This window comes from Endozoicomonas sp. ALB032, assembly GCF_049310125.1.
Taxonomy (GTDB): Bacteria; Pseudomonadota; Gammaproteobacteria; order Pseudomonadales; family Endozoicomonadaceae; genus Endozoicomonas_A.
In genome coordinates, this window is record NZ_JBLYNW010000001.1 from 761924 (window position 1) to 785201 (window position 23278).

Consider the following 23278-nt stretch of genomic DNA (forward strand, 5'->3'; position numbering starts at 1 on the left):
ACAATACGAAAGTTCACTTTTGACAGTCAGCTGTGATCATTGAAGGAAATCACCGATCTCGAAAAACTCATCATGACCAGATTACTATCAGGTTCACAACGCGTAAGAAAGTGAAACCAAATCCACGCTTTTCAAAAACTCTTCGGCAATCTTTGTCAGCTCACCGGCACTGAGCACCAGTGCATTACCGGCGTTCAGTGCCTGCCGTAGGTAGTCTTCCTTTGGGTCCTGAAAAAAAAATTCAGAGTTCTTAATTGCAGACATCATGGCATACAGTTCTTCTGGTGAGGATGGGTCATGAGCACCATAGGAGTGTAGCTCGTCGCAATATTGGATGGAAGCATCGATCCAACAATAGGTTAAGCAGCCGCCTTTTGTGTGTGTCAATTTATACAGATAATGACAGAAGGCCAGCTGAATCGCCTGCGTGCATTTGTTTTCTAAATCCTCCACATCTATCTGCTGTTCAGGTTTCAAAATGTCACCATATTTAGCTTGAAACAGGAGTTCGGCCTTTATGTCAATCCATGTGTACTCCCAATCAGGTGCCTCCAGGATAATCAACGGACGATGCTGACTGCTGCCCGAAATTAACCTCGGGAAAGCGGGCTGCTGCGCCAGCATTCGTTCTATATTGGGAATGCCCTCTGGCTCGTCTGTCCAAGCGTTCTGTAATAATTGACTGGTAATTTCATATTCAAGGGATGATGAAAAACCATCATAACAATGACTGACGAACGAGGTATCACCTTCTCTCTGTTGGAAGCTTTCATAAGCCTCCCGCCATAACTGACTATTTTTTTCCCTGGAGTATAACTGCTTATACCACTTTTTCAGACAATGAGAGGCTTCAGCCTTGAGTTCATCGACGCTTTCCAGACGCACCAATAACCTATGATGTTCATCGGCTACTTTTGTATATTCCTCATCGGTCACTACTGGATCCAGCCAACCCAATTTCAGGACTTCAAGGGCAAAACGAATAACCGTTGGCTTGGTCAGGTTAATATTTTCCAGTATTTCTACCATTGAATAAAACCAATCCTGAGTGCTCAGGTTGTCCTGATTAATTATTTTTAGATGGAGTAACTTGAGTTGTTCAATGACAGCCTCTTCATCACTGCGGTAAAATATTAATTCTTTCACTGCCTCCGCTATCGGTTCAAGTTGCTCCTTGTAATCGCCCGTTGCTTCTTTCCCCAGCGACACGATGATTGAGACGGCCAGGGAAAAACTGATTAAATCTTTTTTCTTCCAAAGGTTCCCGATTATGTTGGAAATAATTAGCTTGGCTTCTGGCAATGCACTGTCTGTCTCAAGGGCATTTTTCAGTTCCTCAAGGCTCATACCACAGGCTTCAGCCAGAGTTTGCTGTTGTGACCAATCAGAACCTTTCATGAGATCTTTCAGAAAAGCTTTATGCTTCTTTAACTCAGTGCTGGAATGAATGACATTTGTGGTGGTCTGGCGGACAGATTCGATGTCTGTTTTCTCGACGGGTGCCCCGTCGAGATCCACTGACACCCATGTTTGGCCTTCATCCACAGAATATTCAGCAAAGCTGTGGATTTTGCTATGCACTATCCGGGATGGAATCCCGAAATAACGACAGAAAGCAACAAAAACAGGCGTACGATGACGGCAGCTCCCCTGACGTCGTGTTACCAGAAATTTAAAGAAGTTGTTATAGCTCTTTGGTTTGGCTTTACCGGAAAACTGTCGGCAATAGTCCGTGATTGCCTCAATTCGTTGCTCTGTGTCTTTGGCGTCTTTTATTTTCTGCAAAGGCACCTGTATTTCGGTCGGTTGTTTTTTAATGGTCTTAAACAGCTTGTCCAGTACGGTTTTCATACCTTTTGAACACCGGGCGTCAAGCTGTGTTAATCGTTCTGGCCGGGCTTCTTCAGGAGGTGTTTTTCTGTCCGGTTTTCTGTGTTCTACGACATAAGTATATTCAAAAACCTGATTGTCTTTGGCCTTCGAAATAAAGACTGTGTGAAGCCCGGTATATCGATCCCTGACCAGTATAAATGGCAGAGCGGGTGTTATACGCAGGGCAACGACATAGTCATTAAACGTCAGGCTGGGCAATCGATTTAGACGACCATCAAACAATATCATTGAACAGTTTGCCAGCGTTTGATTGCTGGCTAAGGTCACCTGCTGTTCATGCTCTGGTAACGGGTCCGGTATGAGGATATCGACCCCCTCAATGCGTTCAGTCACCAGATTGCTCAGTTCGACGTCACCCCAGGCAGTCACATTAATATCCTGCATCTTACAGCGATACATACTGGAAGGATGGTGATCCGTCTTAAAAATTTTAAAATCTTTAACTTGTTGCAGCTCCAGATTTTCATAGTTCGTTCCCCGGTCCAATACCTCGGAATAAAACTGGTTGATAGGAAGATTACTACTCACCGGGCCTTTATTGTTCGTTTTCTGGCCCAATGCCTGACGATCAGTCCGATTGCTGGAAGGCGTTTTGCTGACCGGGCCTATATGGCTTTTTCTCCATTTCAATGCCTCAGCCAGCTTCGAGCGGACTTTCGGACGGTATTTTTCAGGAGCCTTATCATCACCAACCGCTAAAGCTTCGTTACTATGATCGTTAACCTGATGGCTCAGCAGATTACTTATCTGATGCCAGAACGCAGGCCACAATTGAACTGCATCGGAGTTCCATGCTTCTATCCGCCGATCCGCCTCTTGAAGATAAGGCTGGGAAGCCGTTAATTTCAGGGTTTGTTGCTGTTCTTCCGTCAGTGGAAATACGCTATTAGCGTCCATGCCCATCTCGCAAAACTTATGCGCAAACCAGCGTTGCTGCCAGTGCCGATACAGTGCCTGGATGAGCAAATCGTCCGACTCATCCGGCTTCAGGGAAAGACCGGATGCCTGCCATCTGGCCTGAGCCATCCTTTTGATGATTTCCGCTTTGACGTCCGCTTTATTCGGACGAGCCTTAACACGAATTTCATGGTTTTTTTCATCAATACTGTCGAGGTCACCGGCTCTTATCAACCAGGGACGATCAATGTTCGGTACCGTTTTGTTGAACCATTTACAAAGTCGGGAATCAAGTGCTCCTTTAGCCATGGCAAGAGTCGATGATTCGGGCAGTTCCTCCAGGGACAGGTTGGCGGCCATCAGGTAAAGCCGGTAGTGCTGATTGAAGCATTGATGAAGGGCTTTTTCGCTAAAATAGCCTCCTGTTTTGACAGCCATGGCGACATCCTGTAAATCGCGACTGGTGGGCTGTAACGGCAGGTTTTTCCGTTGCAGGCAGGCTCTTAAACGACAATGTTTTTCAGTCAGCTGTTTGGCGACGGATTTCCCTTTTGGGGAGTCTGGCAACACTTTCCCGGCAATGGTCTGCAATTCTGCCGAGTTATACTGGCGGATCGGCAAATGTCGAAAACGTCCTTTCAGCGCCGGTGATAAGGGTTTTCGCCCGCTGTACTCAGGCGGGTTAATGGTGGCAAACAGGTGGAAGCCCGGATGAGCGTCTCCGGCCAGAATATCATTTAACTCACCTTCCAGATGCTGGCTGTCGATCAGGTTCATTTCCGAAATAACTACGATGCCGCCCTTTACTTTTGCTTTCTGGATCACTTCACACAGTTGCTCCCAGGAACAATCACAGGCATTCAGGGGAAAGACCTCTGGCATGGTTTTTCCCCGTTGCTTAGCCTGCTTTCTGACACTTTCAATCAACAGGTTCAGCGTGGCATCTTTACCCCGTCCGGCCGGGCCTTCAATCAGCGTTGCCTGACGACCGCCGTGTTTTATCTCGCGATGATAAGCCTGCTGACAGCGGCTTAAATCCTGTCCCAGCCGTTGCACCAGCTCAATGACTGCCGATCCGGAGGTATCAAACTCAGGTCGGAATTCTTTGGTGAATGCTTCGAAGTCCCGCTGAATATCCGGCAAGGTGTGGTTATGAACTCTGTCGCGCAGGGTGTTGTCCGGGTGGTAGCGGGCAGCAAACCATATTTCCAGTGCCGCAAGTGCATCCTGTTGAGTCTCGCTGATTTCGGGACCCAACACATCCCGAAAACTTTGCTGGATCAAACTGTTGATTTGCTCAGGAGTAACACTGCCAACTGCTGGCTGAGCACAATCAAGATACCAACCCACCCAACTGCAAATGTCTGTTAAATCCCTGGGGGTAAACTCATGCTCGGGCAACAGCTCCTGATAATATTGCCAGAGTGCCATCACACTCTTGCTGGCACTGTGTGCAATGTCGTTTATTTGATGCCGTTGTAACTGATTGAGCAAAGCGGGTTCCACTACTCTGTCTCGAAGGAAAGCCTGATCCAGACGTGGGTAGTAAGCCCTGGGCAGTTTCTCTTTCAGGGCCGGGGCCATTTGGCGCCCGGCGTAATGATCGGGGTTGCCAGTGAGAATCACCCGGTGTTTTTCGCTGACCCTGACAGGATGACCATTCACATAGATGCAGGGTTGCGGTTCCCATAAGCCGTTCAGTGATGCCAGCAATCCGGCTTCGGCCAGGTTAGCCTCATCCAGAACCAGGGTTACGTATTCTCCGTCTTTGTCGGATTTGGTATTGGCCCATTCCATCAGCGCCCGGTTTTGTTCCGCCATAGAGCGGTCGCCATCGGCGTGGTAATGCCACTGCCAGCGTTTCATCAGGGTCTGTTCGCTGTCGGAAGGTCCAAGGGAAATGACTGAAGCTTGTCCCGAAGCCCTGGCCATCTTCGCTGAAAAATAACTTTTCCCGGTGCCGGTTTCTCCCTGCAGGAAGATAACGGGAGAGTCCATAAGCCGGTCGTGGAGCCGGGATAAACGACGGCTTTCACGATCTTCCTGACTCATCTCGCCATGATAAAGATCCCTGGCCAGTGCAGACAGGGGCTCATCAGCGGAACCCTGCCATTTCAGTGATTCAGACAGCTGATTTTTTATACGTTCAATGCCTTCTGTCTCAGAACCCGCTGTTCTGGCCCTGTGAAAACAATCGCTGGCCAGGCCGTGGATGGCATCGGATCGGGTTTGCCCTGAGTGCAAAGGTAACTGCCAGCCACAAGCCAGTGCATCTTGTAAGCGTTTAATCTGTCTGGCTGGCTCGATAGCTAAGGATTGCCAAGGCTTTGTTGCCGCCGGATCGACTGCCAACTGATAGGCTATAGCATCCCGTTGTTTTTCAGGCGCATGGGCCAGGATCATGGCACAGAGCCTGTCCATAACGTCTTTTTCACCTTGCTCTGGAAATGGACTTTTATAGGACAGTTGTAATTGGATACCTTTAAAGACTGCCGGGTCAAAGGCTCGGGCCAGTGGCCACAGGTTCTGTTCCACAAACACTCTATTCAATGGCAGGGCACTGTTGATGATGGCGTTTAACCGATCCGGGTCTACCGAGGCGGCTTGATCCTGGTCCGGCGTCTTATCCGGTAACAGGTGCCAACAGGCTACTTTCATAAAATCCCGCACTGAAGGATGCTGTCGGGTGCCATGGGTGATGACGCTATTGATGGCCTTGCGCCAGTGGCGGGGCAGGAGCTGCAGGGAGTGGTCAACCTGCTGTGCCCGGCGGGCAGCCATTATCAGGTTATTCAGCAAACCTGCGGTCATTTCAGGCAGAGGGCTGCAAAGATGGGCAGGTACAGTTTTAAAGGCTTTGTAAAGCTGTTTAAGCGCATGCTCTGGCAGCTCAGTACGGGCGATATCATACTTGCGGGCATTGATATCCCAGAGATCGACCTCAGGACAGGGCTTACCTGTGGCGACCGTCGAATGAAATATCGAAGATGAGCTTTCCGTCGACTCAGGCCAGAGTAATTTGATATGAGCTTGTGGATAGGCCTGCAACTGGCCATTCACCAACAGAGGTTGCCCAATAATCAGGGGTTCCAGAAGCTGCTGCAGCGTTGGATTACTCTCCAGCCCCCTGAATACGACCGGCTTGCCAGCGGTTAATGCCTCCTGCAACGCAGTCTTGCGATGTCCGAAATGAGCCTTTTGTTCCGAGGTGATATGGATATTATCAAATAGCTGGCTGAAGCGGGTCTGTTCATTGACCTGAATGACCAGAGGTGAATCCGGCTGCTTATTGATCCAATAACTGGCCTGGGCAGATTGCTGATAAGTGAGGGTGCTGAACGCGATCTGATCTTTGTTTTTTTCCTGTGGGCAGGACAGAGAGACCTCATCGTTTTCTGTCAACCTCAGGACTTTCGGCTGATGTTTTGAATCAGCCACCTGAAGTCGGGGCTCCAGGCCGGTGGTCTTACGAATCGCCTGCAGTGAACCCAGCAAGCGAAACCAGAGTGCCTCAGTGAGGGGAGACGTTACGGTGACTGATCCCCCTGCCCGAATCTGTTCCAACAGACAGGTGTTAGGGGTTGCATAGCCTTCCGGGGTAATGGCAATGGTACTCAGCCATTGGGCAATATTACTCTGGTTGATGATGATGGGGTTGCGTGATGCTTGTTCTTTGTCAAGTGAAGGGTACAGACTTTGGAACAGTGAACGAAGCTCGTTATTCCCTACCGGCATCTGATAAAACTGAACATTGTCGGGTAATGGACAGGTCTTGTCATTGCTCTCAAAACGCTTCTGCGCCAGCATTTGTCGAATCGTCTGTTCAAAGGCCAGATCTTCCCAGTTGGCTCCTTTCAGAATCACCCGCTGTCCGGCCCTTAATGATTCAAGCTTGCCGGGGATGTGCTGGATTCGCCCCTGTTTGTCCACCCCGGGTCCACCCAGCAGTAACTGTCGCCAGTGACTGTGCAGGTGGCAGTCAATTAAAACGGTGTTGTCGTCTTCCGTAGTACTTTTGGCACGGGTGAATTCAGGCACTACTGGAGGAACCTCGTCCATGCTCATTGATGAGTTATTGCCGGTCTGTGCGTCGAACTGCCAGGTATTGTCCGGTCGATTAATTCGTCGCCAGAAATCAGCGCCAGGCGAGTCGTCACGCCTACCAACCGATGTCAGCTGTGCAGGGTCTGCCACGACCAGCAGAGAAACATGTTCACCCAGAGGGCGTTTCTCCCGGTTGACTTTGTCGAACAGACAGGGGTTATCCGGGTCCAGCAGATCGTTAAATTTGGGCAGTTCATTGCCGGTGAGTTTTCGGATATCAATGACCAGGGTCAGTGGCTTTGAACTTTCAAAGAGCTTACCTGAACGCAGACTGTGGTGACCCTCTTTGGAAATGCTCAACCGGGTCACCAGATTAGCCTGTGAGAGGTCATCGGGGTGGGAAATAAGGGTGATATCCCGATTTTTATCGCTGGTCTGGGCGACTAAAAGCTGTCGAAGCTCATCATCACTGGCGACAAAACGGAAATCGAAGGCATGAGGGGCCTTTGGGAGCGAGGTCTCTGTTGCGGAAACGATTCTTGCTTTGTCAGGAAAGGTTGTCGGAGGTAATGATTTATTGAGTTTGGAGGCGATACCAGGGTAGACCTTTACAACCTTTAACGGTAAATCCTGCTCTGCTTTCCTGGCTGGCTCGACACTCTTTTCGCCGCTCTTTTCGCCGCTCTCAGACACGGCAATACCAAGAAAAGAGTTGTTGTCAATTTTCTCACCAATACGACCATCCATAGCCAATCTCCCAACTGCCATCTGAAGAACTGAATTGAAGTTGTTTGGTAGTTTGACCTTTAGATAGTATGAAAGTTCATTTTTGACAGTCAGCCGTGACGCTTGAAGGCAATCACCGATCTCGAAAAATTCATACTAAATCCACGCTGTCCAAAAACTCTTTGGCAATGGTTGTCAGCTCACGGGATTTGAGCACCAGTGCGTTATCGGCGTTGAGTACCTGCCGTAAGTAGTCATCCTTTAGAGAGTTCTCAAGAGATTCAGAGCTCTGAATTTCAGACATCATGGCATAGAGTTCTTCTGGTGAAGATGGATCATGAGCACCATAGGAGTGTGGCTCTTTGCAACAGTCGATGAAAGCTTCGGTCCAACAATAGGTTAAGCAGCCGCCTTTTGTGTGTGTCAATTGATACAGATAATGACTGAAGGCCAGCTTAATCAACTCCAGGCATTTGTTTTCTAAATACTCCAGAGCTCCTGATTCTAATCCACTACGTCTCAACATTTGCGCATATCGATTATAAAACAGCTCTATGGCCTTTTTTTTAATCGATGTGTACTTCCAGGAAGGTTTCCCCAGAATAATCACCGGACGATGGTTCCCCCTGCCAGAGACTGACCTCGGAAAAGCGGGCTGCTGCGCTAGCATTCGTTCTATATTGGGAATGCCTTCAGGTTCGTCCGTCCAGGCGTTCTTTAAGAGTCGATGGGTAATTTCATATTCAAGGAATGATGAAAACCCATCGTAATGATCGACGAACGAGGTGCCTTCTCTGCGTTGGAAGTCTTCATAAGCCTTCTGCCATAACTGAGTATTTTTTTCCCTGAAGAACAACTGCTTATACCATTTTTTCAGGCAATGAGTGGCTTCAACCCTGAGCTCATCGACGCTTTTCAGACGGACCAATAGGTCATGATGTTGGGCGCATATAATGGAGTACTCATCGGTCAGCATTGGATCCAGCCAACCCGATTTCAGGACTTCAAGGGCAAAGCGATTAAACGATGGCCTGGTCAGGTCACTGTCTTTCAGTATTGCTATCATTGAAGAAAACCAATAGTGAGCGCTCAGGTCGTCCTGATTAATTATTTTTGGATGGAGTAGTTTGAGTTGTTCAATGACCTGCCCTTCATCACCGTCGGACAATATTTTTTTTACTGGCTCCGATATCGGTTTAAGTTGCTTCTTGTAATCGCCCGATGCTTCTTTCCCCAGCGACACGATGATTGAGACGGCCAGGGAAAAACTGATTAAGTCTCTTTTCTCCCAAAGGTTCCCGATTATGTTGGAAATAATTAGCTTAGCTTCTGGCAATGCACTGTCTGTCTCAAGGGCCTGGTTCAGTTCCTCACGGCTCATATCGCAGACTTCAGCCAGAGTTTGCTGTTGTGACAAATCAGCACCTTTCATGAGATCTTTCAGGAAAGCCTTATGCTTCTTTAACTCAGTGCTGGAATGACTGATATTTGTGATGGTCTGGTAGACAGACTCGATCTCTGTTTGCTCGACGGACGCACCGCCGAGATCCACAGGCACCCAGGTTTGACCTTCATCCACGGAATATTCAGCAAAGCTGTGGATTTGGCTATTCACTATCCGGGATGGAATCCCGAAATAACGACAAAAAGCAACAAAAACAGGCGTACGATGACGGCAGCTCCCTTGCCGTTGAGTTACCAGAAATTTAAAGAAATTCTTATGGCTCGCTGGTGTGGTTTTACCGGAAAACTGTTGGCAATACTCCGTGATCGCCTCAATTCGTTGCTCTGTGTCTTTGGCGTTTTTTATTTTCTGCAAAGGCACCTGTATTTCGGTCGGTTGTTTTTTAATGGTCTTAAACAGTTTGTTCAGTACGGTTTTCATACCTTCTGAACACCGGGCGTCAAGGCTTGTTAATCGTTCTGGCCGGGCTTCTTCAGGAGGTGTTTTTTTGCCCGGATCTCTGTGTTCTACGACATAAGTAAAGTTAAAGTGTTGCCTGTCTTCGGCCTGCGGAATCAATAATATGTGAAGCCCGGTATATCGATCCCTGACCAGGGTAAATGACAAACCGGGTAATATACGCAAGGCAACGATATAGTCGTTAAACGTCAGGCCGGGCAATACAATTAGACGATCCTTCGTCAATGGTCCTCCAAAGGCTGCCAGCGCTTGATTGCTGGCTAAGGTCACTTCCTGGTCGCACTCTGTTAATGGATCCGGACTGAGAGTTTCGACACCCTCAATGTATTGAACCTCAAGAAAGGTCAGTTCGACATCACCCCAGGCAGTCACTTTGACATCCCACACCGCCGAGCGATACATATGGGAAGGCTGGTTATGCGGTTTAAAAATTTTATAATCGTTAACTTGTCGCAGCTCCAGATTCTCATAGTTCGTTATCTGGTCCAATAACGCAGGAGAAGACTGGTCGGTTGGAGGAGTGCTGCTCACCCGGCCTTTATCGTTCGTGCTCCGGTCCAATGCCTGAGGATCAGGCTGTCTGATGGGAGATGTTCTGCTCACCAGACCTTTATTGTTCGTTCTCTGTTTCAATGCCTGGGGATCAGACTCTTTGATGGGAGGCGTTCCGCTTACCGGGCCTTTATGGCCTTTTCTCCGTTTTAATACCTGAGGATCAGGCTGTCTGATGGGAGATGTTCCGCTCACCGGGCCTTTATGGCCTTTTCTCCGTTTTAATACCTTAGCCAGTTTCGAGCGGGCTTTCAGACGGTATTTTTCGGGAGCGTTATCATTACCAACCGCTAAAGCTTCGTTACTTTGATCGTCAACCTGCTGGCTCGACAGATTACTTATCTGATGCCAGAACGCAGGCCACAATTGAACTGCATCGGAGTTCCATGCCTCTATCCGCTGATCGGCTTCCTGAAGATAAGGCTGGGAAGCCGGTAATTTCAGTGTTTGTTGCTGTTCTTCCGTCAGTGGAAATACGCTATTAGCATCCACGCCTGTCTCGCAAAACTTATGTGCAAACCAGCGTTGCTGCCAGTGTCGGTAGAGTGCCTGGATGAGTAAATCGTCCGACTCATCCGGTTTCAGGGAAAGACCGGATGCCTGCCACTTGGCCTGAGCCACCCTCTTGATGATTTCCGCTTTGACTTCCTCTTTATTCGGACGAGCCTTAACACGAATTTCATGGTTTTTTTCATCAATACTGTCGAGGTTACCGGGTCGTATCAACCAGGGACGATCAATGTCCGGTAGCGTTTTGTTGAACCATTTGCAAAGTCCGGCATCAAGTGCTCCTTTAGCCATGGCAAGAGTCGATGATTCGGGCAGTTCCTCCAGCGACAGGTTGGCGGCCATCAGGTAAAGCCGGTAGTGCTGATTGAAGCATTGATGAAGGGCTTTTTCGCTAAAATCGCCTCCTGTTTTGACAGCCATGGCGACATCCTGTAAATCGCGACTGGTGGGCTGTAACGGCAGGTCTTTCCGTTGCAGGCAGGCTCTTAAACGACAATGTTTTTCAGTCAGCTGTTTGGCGACGGATTTCCCTTTTGGGGAGTCTGGCAACACTTTCCCGGCAATGGTCTGCAATTCTGCCGAGTTATACTGGCGGATCGGCAAATGTCGAAAACGTCCTTTCAGCGCCGGTGATAAGGGTTTTCGCCCGCTGTACTCAGGTGGGTTGATGGTGGCGAACAGGTGGAAACCCGGATGAGCGTCTCCGGCCAGAATATCGTTTAACTCACCTTCCAGATGCTGGCTGTCGATCAGGTTCATTTCCGAAATAACTACGATGCCGCCCTCTACTTTTGCTTTCTGGATCGCTTCACACACTTTGTCCCAGGAACAATCACAGGCATTCAGGGGAAAAACTTCCGGCATGGACTCTCCCCGTTGCTTAGCCTGCTTTCTGACACTTTCAATCAACAGGCTCAGCGTGGCATCTTTACCCCGTCCGGCTGGGCCTTCAATCAGCGTTGCCTGACGACCGCCGTGTTTTATCTTGCGATGATAAGCTTGCTGAGCGCGGCTCAAATCCTGTCCCAGATGTTGCACCAGATCAATGACTGCCGATCCGGAGGTATCAAACTCAGGGCGGAATTCTTTGGTGAATGCTTTGAAGTCCCGCTGAATATCTGGCAGGGTGTGGTTATGAACTTTGTCGCGCAGGGTGTTGTCCAGTTCGTAACGGGCAGCAAACCAGATTTCCAGTGCTGAAAGGGCATCCTGTTGAGTTTCGCTGATTTCGGGACCCAACACATCCCGGAAACTTTGCTGGATTAAACTGTTCACTTGCTCACAGCTAACACGGTCGCCTTCGGACAACGCACAATCCAGATACCAGCCCACCCAGCTACAGATATCGGTTAAATCCCTGGGAGTAAACTCATGCTCGGGCAGCAGCTCCTGATAATATTGCCACAGTGCCATCAAACTCTTGCTGGCCTTATGTGCAATACCGTTTATTTGATGCCGTTGTAAATGATTGAGCAAAGCCGGTTCCACCACCCTGTCCCGAAGGAAAGCCTGATCCAGACGTGGGTAGTAAGCCCTGGGCAGTTTCTCTTTCAGGGTCGGGTCCATTTGGCGCCCGGCGTAATGATCCGGGTTACCGGTGAGAATCACCCGGTGTTTTTCGCTGACCTTAACAGGATGACCATTCACATAGATGCAGGGTTGCGGTTCCCATAAGCCGTTCAATGACGCCAGCAATCCGGCTTCGGCCAGGTTAGCCTCATCCAGCACCAGGGTGATGTATTCTCCGTCTTTGTGAGATTCGCTATTGGCCCATTCCATCAATGCCCGGTTTTGCTGCACCATGGAGCGGTCGCCGTCGGCGTGTTGTTGCCACTGCCAGCGTTTCATCAGGGTCTGTTCGCTGTCAGAAGGTCCAAGAGAAATGACCGCAGACTGTCCTGAAGCCTTTGCCATCTTCGCTGAAAAGTAGCTTTTCCCGGTGCCGGTTTCCCCCTCAAGGAATATAACGGGAGAGTCTGTCAGCCGGTCGTGGAGTCGGGATAATCGACGGCTTTCACGATCCTCCTGACCCATCTCGCCGTGATAAAGATCCCGGGCCATTGCTGACAATGGCCTATCAGCAGAACCCGGCCATTGCAGTGAATCAGAGAGTCGATTTTCTATGCGGTCAATGCGTTCTGCGGCAGAATTTTCTGTGACATATTCTCCTCTGGCAATGTGAAAACAATCGGTGGCCAGGGCGTGAATGGCATCGGATCGGGTGGCCTGCCCCGGTAGCAAAGGTAACCGCCAGCCACAAGCCAGTGCATCTTGCAAACGTTTAATCTGTTTTCTTGGCTCAATGGCTAAGGATTGCCAGGGCTTTGTTGCCGCCGGATCGACGGCCAACTGATAGGCTATAGCATCTCGTTGTTTTTCAGGCGCGTGGGCCAGAATCATGGCACAGAGTCTGTCCATAATTTTTTTTTCACCCCGCTCTGGAAACGGACTTTCATAAGACAGCTGTAATTCGGCATCTTTAAACACGGCCGGGTCAAAGGCTCGGGCCAGTGGCCACAGGTTCTGCCTGACAAACTTTCTATCCAAACGTTGGGCGCTATTGATGATGGCAGCTAACTGATCCGGGTCTACCGAGGCGGCTTGATCCTCGTTCGGCGTCTTATCCGGTAACAAGTGCCAACAAGCTACTTTCATAAAATCCCGCACTGAAGGATGCTGTCGGGTGCCGTGGGTGATGACGCTATTAATGGCCTTGCGCCATTGGCGCGGCAGGAGCTGCAGGGAGTGGTCAACCTGCTGTGCCCGGCGGGCAGCCATTATGAGGTTATTCAGCAAACCTGCGGTCATTTCAGGCAGAGGGCTACAAAGGTGGGCAGGTACGGTTTTAAAGGCTTTGTAAAGCTGTTTAAGCGCTTGTTCTGGCAGTTCAGTCCGGGCGATATCATACTTGCGGGCATTGATATCCCAGAGATCGACCTCAGGACACGGCTCACCCATGGCGACCCTCCCATGAAATATTGAAGAGGGGCTTTTCACAGGTTCAGGCCAGAGTATTGTCACACGAGCTTGTGGATAGTCTTGCAACTGGCCATTCAGCAACAGAGGTTGCCCAACAATCAGGGGTTCCAGAAGCTGCTGAAGCGTTGGATTACTCTCCAGCCCCCTGAATACGACCGGCTTGCCAGCGGTTAATGCCTCCTGCAACGCAGTTTGACGATGTCCAAAATGGGCCTTTTGTTCCGAGGTGATATGGATATTATCAAATAGCTGGCTGAAGCGGGTCTGTTCACTGACCTGAATGACCAGAGGTGAATCCAGCTGCTTATTGATCCAGTGACTGGCCTGGACAGATTGCTGATAAGTGAGGGTACTGAACACGATCTGATCTTTGTTTTTTTCCTGTGGGCAGGGCAGAGAGACCTCGTCCTTTTCTGTCAATCCCAGGACTTTCGGCTGACGTTTTGAATCAGTCACCTGAAGTCGGGGCTCCAGGCCGGAGGTCTCGCGAATCGCCTGCAGTGAACCCAGCAAGCGAAACCAGAGCGCCTCAGTGAGGGGAGACGTTACGGTGACTGATCCCCCCGCCCGAATCTGTTCCAACAGACAGGTGTTAGGGGTTGCATAGCCTTCCGGGGTAATGGCAATGGGACTCAGCCATTGGGCAATATTACTCTGGTTGATGATGATGGGGTTGCGTGATGCTTGTTCTTTGTCAAGTGAAGGGTACAGACTTTGGAACAGTGAACGAAGCTCGTTATTCCCTACCGGCATCTGATAAAACTGAACATTGTCGGGTAATGGACAGATCTTGCCATTGCTCTCAAAGCACTTCTGCGTCAGCATCTGGCGAATCGTCTGTTCAAAGGCCAGATCTTCCCAGTTGGCTCCTTTCAGAATGACCCGTTGATCGGCCCTTAATGACTCAAGCCTGCCGGGGATGTGCTGGATTCGCCCCTGTTTGTCCACTCCGGGTCCACCCAGCAGTAACTGTCGCCAGTGACTGTGCAAGTGGCAATCAATTAAAATGCTATTGTCGTCTTCCATAGCACTTTTGGCACTGGTGAATTCAGGCAATAAGGGAGGAACCTTGTCGATCTCCATCGATGGGTTATTGCCGGTCTGAGTGTCGAACTGCCAGGTATTGCCCGGTCGATTAATTCGTCGCCAGAAATCAGCGCCCGGAGCGCCGACTGCGGGCGCATCTTCGCGTCGGCCAACGAATTCCAACTGTGCAGGGTCTGCCACGACTAATAGAGAAACATGCTCTCCCAGAGGGCGTTTCTTCTGGCTGACTTTGTTGTACAGGCAGGGGTTATCAGGGTCCAGCAGATCGTTAAATTTGGGCAGTTCATCACCGGTGAGGTTTCGGATATCTATCATCAGGGTTAATGGCTTTGAACTTTCAAAGAGCTTGCCTGAACGCAGAGTGTGGCGACCCTCTCTGGAAATGCTCAACCGGGTCACCAGATTAGCCTGTGAGAGGTCATCGGGATGGGAAATAAGGGTGACATCCCGATTTTTATCGCTGGTCTGGGCAACTAAAAGCTGTCGAATCTCATCATCACTGGCGACAAAACGAAAATCGAAGGCATAAGGGGTCTTTTGGAGCGAGGAATCTGTTGCGGAAACGATTCTTGCTTTGTCTGGAAAGGTTGTCGAAGGTGACGATTTATTGAGTTTGGAGGTGATACCAGAGCTGACCTTTGTAATCTTTAACGGTAAACCCTGCTCTGCTCTAATGGCTGGCATGTCACTCTTTTCAGCACTCTCAGACAGGCCAATATCAAAAACAGGGTTGTTGTCAATTTTCTCACCAATACGACCATCCACAGCCAATCTCCCAACTGTCATCTGAAGAAATAAATTGAAGTTGTTTAGTGGGTTGACCTTTAGACAATACGAAAGTTCCTTTTTGACAGTGAGCCGTGATCATTGAAGGTAATTACCGATCTCGAAAAATTCATCATGAACAGACTACTACCAGAAATCCATCACGCCTCAAAGCGAATCAAAATTAGCGCTGTTCAGAAACTCTTCGGCAATGATTGTCAGCTCATCGGATTTGAGCACCAGTGCATTATCGGCGTTGAGTGCCTGCCGTAAATAGTCACCCTTTAGAGAGTCCACAAACAATCTGGATGGAGAGTCCATAAACCATTTAGAGCCGTCAATTTCAGACATCATGACATACAGCTCTTCTGGTGAGGATGGATCATGAGCACCATAGGAGTATCTCTCGTTGCAACATTTGATGTAAGCATCGGCCCAACAATAGGTTAAGCAGCCGCCTTTTGAGTGTGTCAATTGATACAGATAATGACTGAAGGCCTTTTGAATCAAATCCTCGAATTCTTTATTTAAAAGCAGCGGGTCTTTTATCCCATTACGTTTCAAAATGACCGCATATTGACTTTGCAAGAGATCTCCGGCCTTTTTGTAAATCGATGTGAACTCCCAGGAAGGTTTCCCCAGGATAATCACCGGACGATGGTTCCCCCTGCCAGAGATTGACCTCGGAAAAGCGGGCTGCTGCGCCAGCATTCGTTCTATATTGGGAATGCCCTCAGGTTCGTCTGTCCAGGCGTTCTTTAAGAGTCGATGGGTAATTTCATATTCAAGGAATGATGAAAACCCATCATAACAATGATCGACGAACGAGGTACCTTTTCTCCGTTGGAAGTCTTCATAAGTCTTCTGCCATAACTGACTATTTTTTTCCCTGAAGAACAACTGCTTATACCACTTTTTCAGGCAATGAGTGGCTTCAACCCTGAGCTCATCGACGCTTTTCAGACGCACCAATAGCCTATGATGTTTATCGGCGTTTTTTATATATGTCTCATCGTTCAGGATTGGATCCAGCCAACCCGATTTCAGGACTTCAAGGGCAAAGCGAATAACCGATGGCTTGGTCAGGTCGCTACCTTCCAGTATTCCTGCCATTGAGGAACACCAATGGTGAGCGCTCAGGTCATCCTGATTAATTATTTTTGAATGGAGTAACTTGAGTTGTTCAATGACACGCTGTTTATCATCGCGGTACAATATTATTCGTTTCACTGCCTTCGATATCGGTTCAAGTTGCTTCTTGTAATCGCCCGATGCTTCTTTCCCCAGCGACACGATGATTGAGACGGCCAGGGAAAAACTGATTAAATCTCTTTGTTCCCAAAGGTTCCCGATTATGTTGGAAATAATTAGCTTAGCTTCTGGCAATGCACTGTCTGTCTCAAGGGCCTGGTTCAGTTCCTCACGGCTCATATCGCAGACTTCAGCCAGAGTTTGCTGTTGTGACAAATCAGCACCTTTCATGAGATCTTTCAGGAAAGCCTTATGCTTCTTTAACTCAGTGCTGGAATGACTGACATTTGTGATGGTCTGGTAGACAGACTCGATCTCTGTTTGCTCGACGGGCGCACCGCCGAGATCCACAGGCACCCAGGTTTGACCTTCATCCACGGAATATTCAGCAAAGCTGTGGATATCACTATTCACTATCCGGGATGGAATCCCGAAATAACGACAGAAAGCAACAAAAACAGGCGTACGGTGACGGCAGCTCCCTTGCCGTTGAGTTACCAGAAATTTAAAGAAATTCTTATGGCTCGCTGGTGTGGTTTTACCGGAAAAGTGTTGGCAATACTCCGTGATCGCCTCAATTCGTTGCTCTGTGTCTTTGGCGTTTTTTATTTTCTGCAAAGGCACCTGTATTTCGGTCGGTTGTTTTTTAATGGTCATAAACATTTTGCCCAGTACGTTTTTCATACCTTCTGAACACCGGGCGTCAAGGTTTGTTAATCGTTCTGGCCGGGCTTCTTCAGGAAGTGTTTTTCTGCCCGGTTCTCTGTGTTCTACGACGTAATCAAAGGCAAAACTCTGGTTGGCTTCGGCCTCCGGAATCCATAATATGTGAAGCCCGGTATATTGATCCCTGACCAGCGTAAATGACAATCCGGGTTTTATACGCAAGGCAACGATATAGTCGTTAAACGTCAGGCTGGGCAATACTGCCAGACGATCCTTACACAATGATACCGAAAATCTTGCCAGCGTTTGATTGCTGGCTAAGGTCACTTCCTGGTCGCACTCTGTTAATGGATCCGGTCTGAGAGTTTCGACACCCTCAATGTATTTAACCTCAAGAAAGGTCAGTTCGACATCACCCCAGGCATTCACTTTGACATCCCACACCGCCGAGCGATACATATGGGAAGGCTGGTTTTGCGGTTTAAAAATTTTATAACGATTAACTTGTCGCAGCTCCAGATTCTCATAGTTCGTTCTTTTGTCCAGTACCCCAGGAGGAGACTGGTCGGTTGGAGGAGTGCTGCTCATCGGGCCTTTATCGTTCGTTCTCTGTTTCAATGCCTGAGGATCAGGCTCTTTGATGGGAGATGTTTTGCTCACCAGACCTTTGCCGTTCGTTCCCTGTTTCAATGCCTGAGGATCAGGTTGTCTGACGGGAGATGTTTTGCTCACCGGGCCTTTATTGTTCTTTCTCTGTTTCAATGCCTGAGGATCAGGCTGTCTGACGGGAGATGTTTTGCTCACCGGGCCTTTATTGTTCTTTCTCTGTTTCAATGCCTGAGGATCAGGCTCTTTGTTGGGAGGCGTTCTGCTCTCCGGGCCTTTAAGGCTTTTTCTCCGTTTTAATAACTTAGCCAGTTTCGAGCGGGCTTTCAGACGGTATTTTTCAGGAGCCTTATCACTACCAACCGCTAAAGCTTCGTTACTATGATCCTCAACCTGTTGGCTCGACAGATTACTTATCTGATGCCAGAACGCAGGCCACAATTGAACTGCATCGGAGTTCCATGCCTCTATCCGCTGATCGGCTTCCTGAAGATAAGGCTGGGAAGCCGGTAATTTCAATGTTTGTTGCTGTTCTTCCGTCAGTGGAAATACGCTATTAGCATCCACGCCTGTCTCGCAAAACTTATGTGCAAACCAGCGTTGCTGCCAGTGTCGGTAGAGTGCCTGGATGAGTACATCGTCCGACTCATCCGGTTTCAGGGAAAGACCGGATGCCTGCCACTTGGTCTGAGCCATCCTTTTGATGATTTTCGCTTTGATTTCCTCTTTATTCGGACGATCCTTAACACGAATTTCATGGTTTTTTTCATCAATACTGTCGAGGTTACCGGATCGTATCAACCAGGGACGATCAATGTTCGGTACCGTTTTGTTGAACCATTTACAAAGTCGGGAATCAAGTGCTCCTTTAGCCATGGCAAGAGTCGATGATTCGGGCAGTTCCTCAAGGGACAGGTTAGCCGCCATCAGGTAAAGCCGGTAGTGCTGATTGAGGCATTGATGAAGTGCTTTTTCGCTAAAATCGCCTCCTTTTTTGACAGCCATGGCGACATTCTGTAAATCGCGACTGGTGGGCTGTAACGGCAGGTTTTTCCGTTGCAGGCAGGCTCTTAAACGACAATGTTTTTCAGTCAGCTGTTTGGCGACGGATTTCCCTTTTGGGGAGTCTGGCAACACTTTCCCGGCAATGGTCTGCAATTCTGCCGAGTTATACTGGCGGATTGGCAAATGCCGAAAACGTCCTTTCAGCGCCGGTGATAAGGGTTTTCGCCCGCTGTACTCAGGCGGGTTGATGGTGGCAAACAGGTGGAAGCCCGGATGAGCGTCACCGGCCAGAATATCGTTTAACTCACCTTCCAGGTGTTGGCTGTCGATCAGGTTCATTTCCGAAATAACTACGATGCCGCCCTTTACTTTTGCTTTCTGGATCACTTCACACAGTTGCTCCCAGGAACAATCACAGGCATTCAGGGGAAAGACCTCTGGCATGGTTTTTCCCCGTTCTTCAGCTTGCTGTTTAACACTTTTGATCAGCAGGTTCAGCGTGGCATCCTTACCCCGCCCAGCCGGGCCTTCAATCAGCGTTGCCTGACGGCCGCCGTGTTTTCTGTCGTGATGATAAGCCTGCTGACAGCGGCTTAAATCCTGTCCCAGCCGTTGCACCAGATCAATGACTGCCGATCCGGAGGTATCAAACTCAGGTCGGAATTCTTTGGTGAATGCTTCGAAGTCCCGCTGTATATCCGGCAAGGTGTGGTTATGAACTCTGTCGCGCAGGGTGTGGTCCGGTTGGTAGCGGGCAGCAAACCAGATTTCCAGTGCCGAAAGGGCATCCTGTTGAGTCTCGCTGATTTCGGGACCCAGTAGATCCCGGAAACTTTGCTGGATCAAACTGTTCACTTGCTCACAGCTGGCACTGTCGCCTTCGGACAACGCTCGATCCAGATACCAACCCACCCAGCTGCAGATATCGGTTAAATCCCTGGGGGTAAACTCATGGTCGGGCAACAGCTCCTGATAATATTGCCACAGTGCCATCACACTTTTGCTGGCCCTGTGTGCAATGTCGTTTATTTTGTGGCGCTGTAAATGATTGAGCAAAGCCGGTTCTACTACTCTGTCCCGAAGGAAAGCCTGATCCAGACGTGGGTAGTAAGCCTTGGGCAGTTTCTCTTTCAGGGTCGGGTCCATTTGGCGCCCGGAGTAATGATCGGGGTTGCCGGTGAGAATTACCCGGTGTTTTTCGCTGACTTTGACAGGATGACCATTCACGTAGATGCAGGGTTCCGGTTCCCATAAGCCGTTCAGTGACGCCAGCAATCCGGCTTCGGCCAAGTTAGCCTCATCCAGCACCAGGGTAATGTATTCTCCGTCTTTGTCGGATTTGGTATTGGCCCATTCCATCAATGCCCGGTTTTGTTCCGCCATAGAGCGGTCGCCATCGCCGTGTTGTTGCCACTGCCAGCGTTTCATCAGGGTCTGTTCGCTGTCGGAAGGTCCAAGGGAAATGACTGAAGCTTGTCCCGAAGCCTTGGCCAATTTGGCAGAAAAGTAACTTTTCCCTGTGCCGGTTTCCCCCTGCAGGAATATAACGGGAGAGTCTGTCATCCGGTCATGGAGCCGGGATAAACGACGGCTTTCACGATCTTCCTGACTCATCTCGCCATAATAAAGATCCCTGGCCAGTGCAGACAGGGGCTCATCAGCGGAACCCTGCCATTTCAGTAATTCAGAGAGTCGATGTTTTATACGTTCAATGCCTTCTGCCTCCGCATTCGCTGTTTTGGATATGTGAAAACAATCGGTGGCCAGCGCGTGAATGGTATTGGATCGGGTCTGCCCCGATGGCAGAAGTAACTGCCAGCCAGAAGCCAGTGCATCTTGCAAACGTTTAATCTGTCTGGTTGGCTTGATGGCCAGGGATTGCCAGGGCTTTGTTGCCGCCGGATCGACTGCCAGCTGATAGGCTATAGCATCCCGTTGTTTTTCAGGCGCGTGGGCCAGGATCATGGCACAGAGCCTGTCCATAACGTCTTTTTTCCCCTGCTTTGGAAACGGACTTTCATAGGACAGTTGTAATTCGGCATCTTTAAACACTGCCGGGTCAAAGGCTCGGGCCAGTGGCCACAGGTTCTGCCTGACAAACTTTCTATCCAAACGTTGGGCGCTATTGATGATGGCAGCTAACTGATCCGGGTCTACCGAGGCGGTTTGATCCTCATCCAGCGTCTTATCCCGTAACAAGTGCCAACAAGCCACTTTCATAAAATCCCGCACGGACGGATGCTGTCGGGTGCCATGGGTGATGACGCTATTGATGGCCTTGCGCCAGTGGCGGGGCAGGAGCTGCAGGGAGTGGTCAACCTGCTGTGCCTGCCGGGCAGCCAGTATCAGATTATTCAACAGCCCTTCGGTCATTTCTGGCAGAGGGCTACAAAGGTTGCCAGGTACGGTTTTAAAGGCTTCGTAAAGGGAGTGAAGTACTTGTTTCGGCAGATCAGCCTGTGAGATACGATGCTTGCGGGCATTGATATCCCAGATATCGAACGCAGGACAGGATTTTCCCCTGGCAACCATCGAGCTCCATACAGAAGATGAGCTTTTTGCAGACTCAGGCCAGAGTATTGTCACACGAGCTTTTGGATAGTCTTGCAACTGGCCATTCACCAGCAGAGGTTGCCCAATAATCAGGGGTTCCAGAAGCTGCTGCAGCGTTGGATTACTCTCCAGCCCCCGGAATACGACCGGCTTGCCAGCGGTTAATGCCTCCTGCAACGCAGTCTTGCGATGTCCAAAATGGGCCTTTTGTTCCGAGGTGATATGGATATTATCAAATAGCTGGCTGAATCGGGTCTGTTCATTGACCTGAATGACCAGAGGTGAGTCCGGCTGCTTATTGATCCAATGACTGGCCTGGGCAGATTGCTGATAAGTGAGGGTGCTGAACCCGATCTGATCTTTGTTTTTTTCCTGTGGGCAGGACAGAGAGACCTCATCGTTTTCTGTCAATCCCAGGACTTTCGGCTGATGTTTTGAATCAGCCACCTGAAGTCGGGGCTGCAGGCCGGTGGTCTTACGAATTGTCTGCAGTGAACCCAGCAAGCGAAACCAGAGTGCCTCAGTGAGGGGAGACGTTACGGTGACTGATCCCCCCGCCCGAATCTGTTCCAACAGACAGGTGTTAGGGGTTGCATAGCCTTCCGGGGTAATGGCAATGGGGCTCAGCCATTGGGCAATATTACTCTGGTTAATAATAATGGGGTTGCGTGATGCTTGTTCTTTTTCAAGAGAAGGGGACAGACTGAAAAACAGTGAACGAAGCTCGTTATCCCCAATCGGCATCTGATAAAACCGAACATTGTCGGGTAATGGACAGATCTTGCCATTGCTCTCAAAACACTTATGCGCCAGCATCTGTCGAATCGTCTGTTCAAAGGCCAGATCTTCCCAGTTGGCTCCTTTCAGAATCACCCGCTGTCCGGCCCTTAATGATTCAAGCCTGCCGGGGATGTGCTGGATTCGCCCCTGTTTGTCCACTCCGGGGCCACCCAGCAGTAACTGTCGCCAGTGACTGTGCAAGTGGCAATCAATTAAAATGCTATTGTCGTCTTCCATAGCACTTTTGGCACTGGTGAATTCAGGCAATAAGGGGGGAACCTTGTCGATCTCCATCGATGGGCTATTGCCGGTCTGAGTGTCGAACTGCCAGGTATTGCCCGGTCGATTAATTCGTCGCCAGAAATCAGCACCCGGAGCGCGGGCTGCGGGCGCATCTTCACGTCGGCCAGCGAATTTCAACTGTGCAGGGTCTGCCACGACTAATAGAGAAACATGCTCACCCAGAGGGCGTTTCTTCTGGCTGACTTTGTCGTACAGGCAGGGGTTATCCGGGTCCAGCAGATCGTTAAATTTGGGCAGTTCATCACCGGTGAGTTTTCGGATATCCATGACCAGGGTCAGTGGCTTTGAACTTTCAAAGAGCTTACCTGAACGCAGAGTATGGCGACCCGCTTTGGAAATGCTCAACCGGGTCACCAGATTAGCCTGTGAGAGGTCATCGGGATGGGAAATAAGGGTGACATCCCGATTTTTATCGCTGGTCTGGGCAACTAAAAGTTGTCGAACCTCATCATCGCTGGCGACAAAACGAAAATCGAAGGCATGAGGGGCCTTTTGGAGTGATGAATCTATTGGGGATACGCTTCTCGCTTTGTCAGGCAACGTGCTCGAAGGAAAGGGGTTATTGAGTTCGGGAGTTACAACAGAACAGGCTTTTGCTTTCTTTGATGATGAATCCAGCTCTGCTTTCCTGATTGGCACGCTGCTCTTTTCACCACTCTCAGACAGGGCAAAACCAGGAACAGGGTTGTTGTCTATTTTCTCACCAATACGACCATCCATAGTCAATCTCCCAACTGCTATCTGAAGAACTGAATTGAAGCTGTTTAATTATTAGAC

3 protein-coding genes are annotated in these 23278 nt (G+C 49.5%); all 3 read right to left on the bottom strand.

The genetic code is table 11. The annotated features are described in order from the left end of the window. Positions 1 to 93: 93 nt before the first annotated feature. A complete protein-coding gene (locus tag ACO6VG_RS02145; protein WP_422472479.1) occupies positions 94 to 7581 on the bottom strand; it encodes an AAA family ATPase in 7488 nt (2495 codons plus the stop codon). Positions 7582 to 7711: 130 nt separating this feature from the next. Further along, positions 7712 to 15337: an AAA family ATPase gene (locus tag ACO6VG_RS02150; RefSeq protein WP_422472481.1), complete on the bottom strand. Its 7626-nt coding sequence runs from the start codon at positions 15335 to 15337 to the stop codon at positions 7712 to 7714. A gap of 168 nt (positions 15338 to 15505) precedes the next feature. Then, positions 15506 to 23221: an AAA family ATPase gene (locus tag ACO6VG_RS02155; RefSeq protein ID WP_422472483.1), complete on the bottom strand. Its 7716-nt coding sequence runs from the start codon at positions 23219 to 23221 to the stop codon at positions 15506 to 15508. Between the last annotated feature and the right edge of the window lie 57 nt (positions 23222 to 23278).

Excerpts from the sequence above, each read along its gene's own strand:
- ACO6VG_RS02155 (WP_422472483.1), bottom strand. The coding sequence starts at position 23,221 with ATGGATGGTCGTATTGGTGAGAAAATAGACAACAACCCTGTTCCTGGT.
- ACO6VG_RS02145 (WP_422472479.1), bottom strand. The coding sequence starts at position 7,581 with ATGGATGGTCGTATTGGTGAGAAAATTGACAACAACTCTTTTCTTGGT.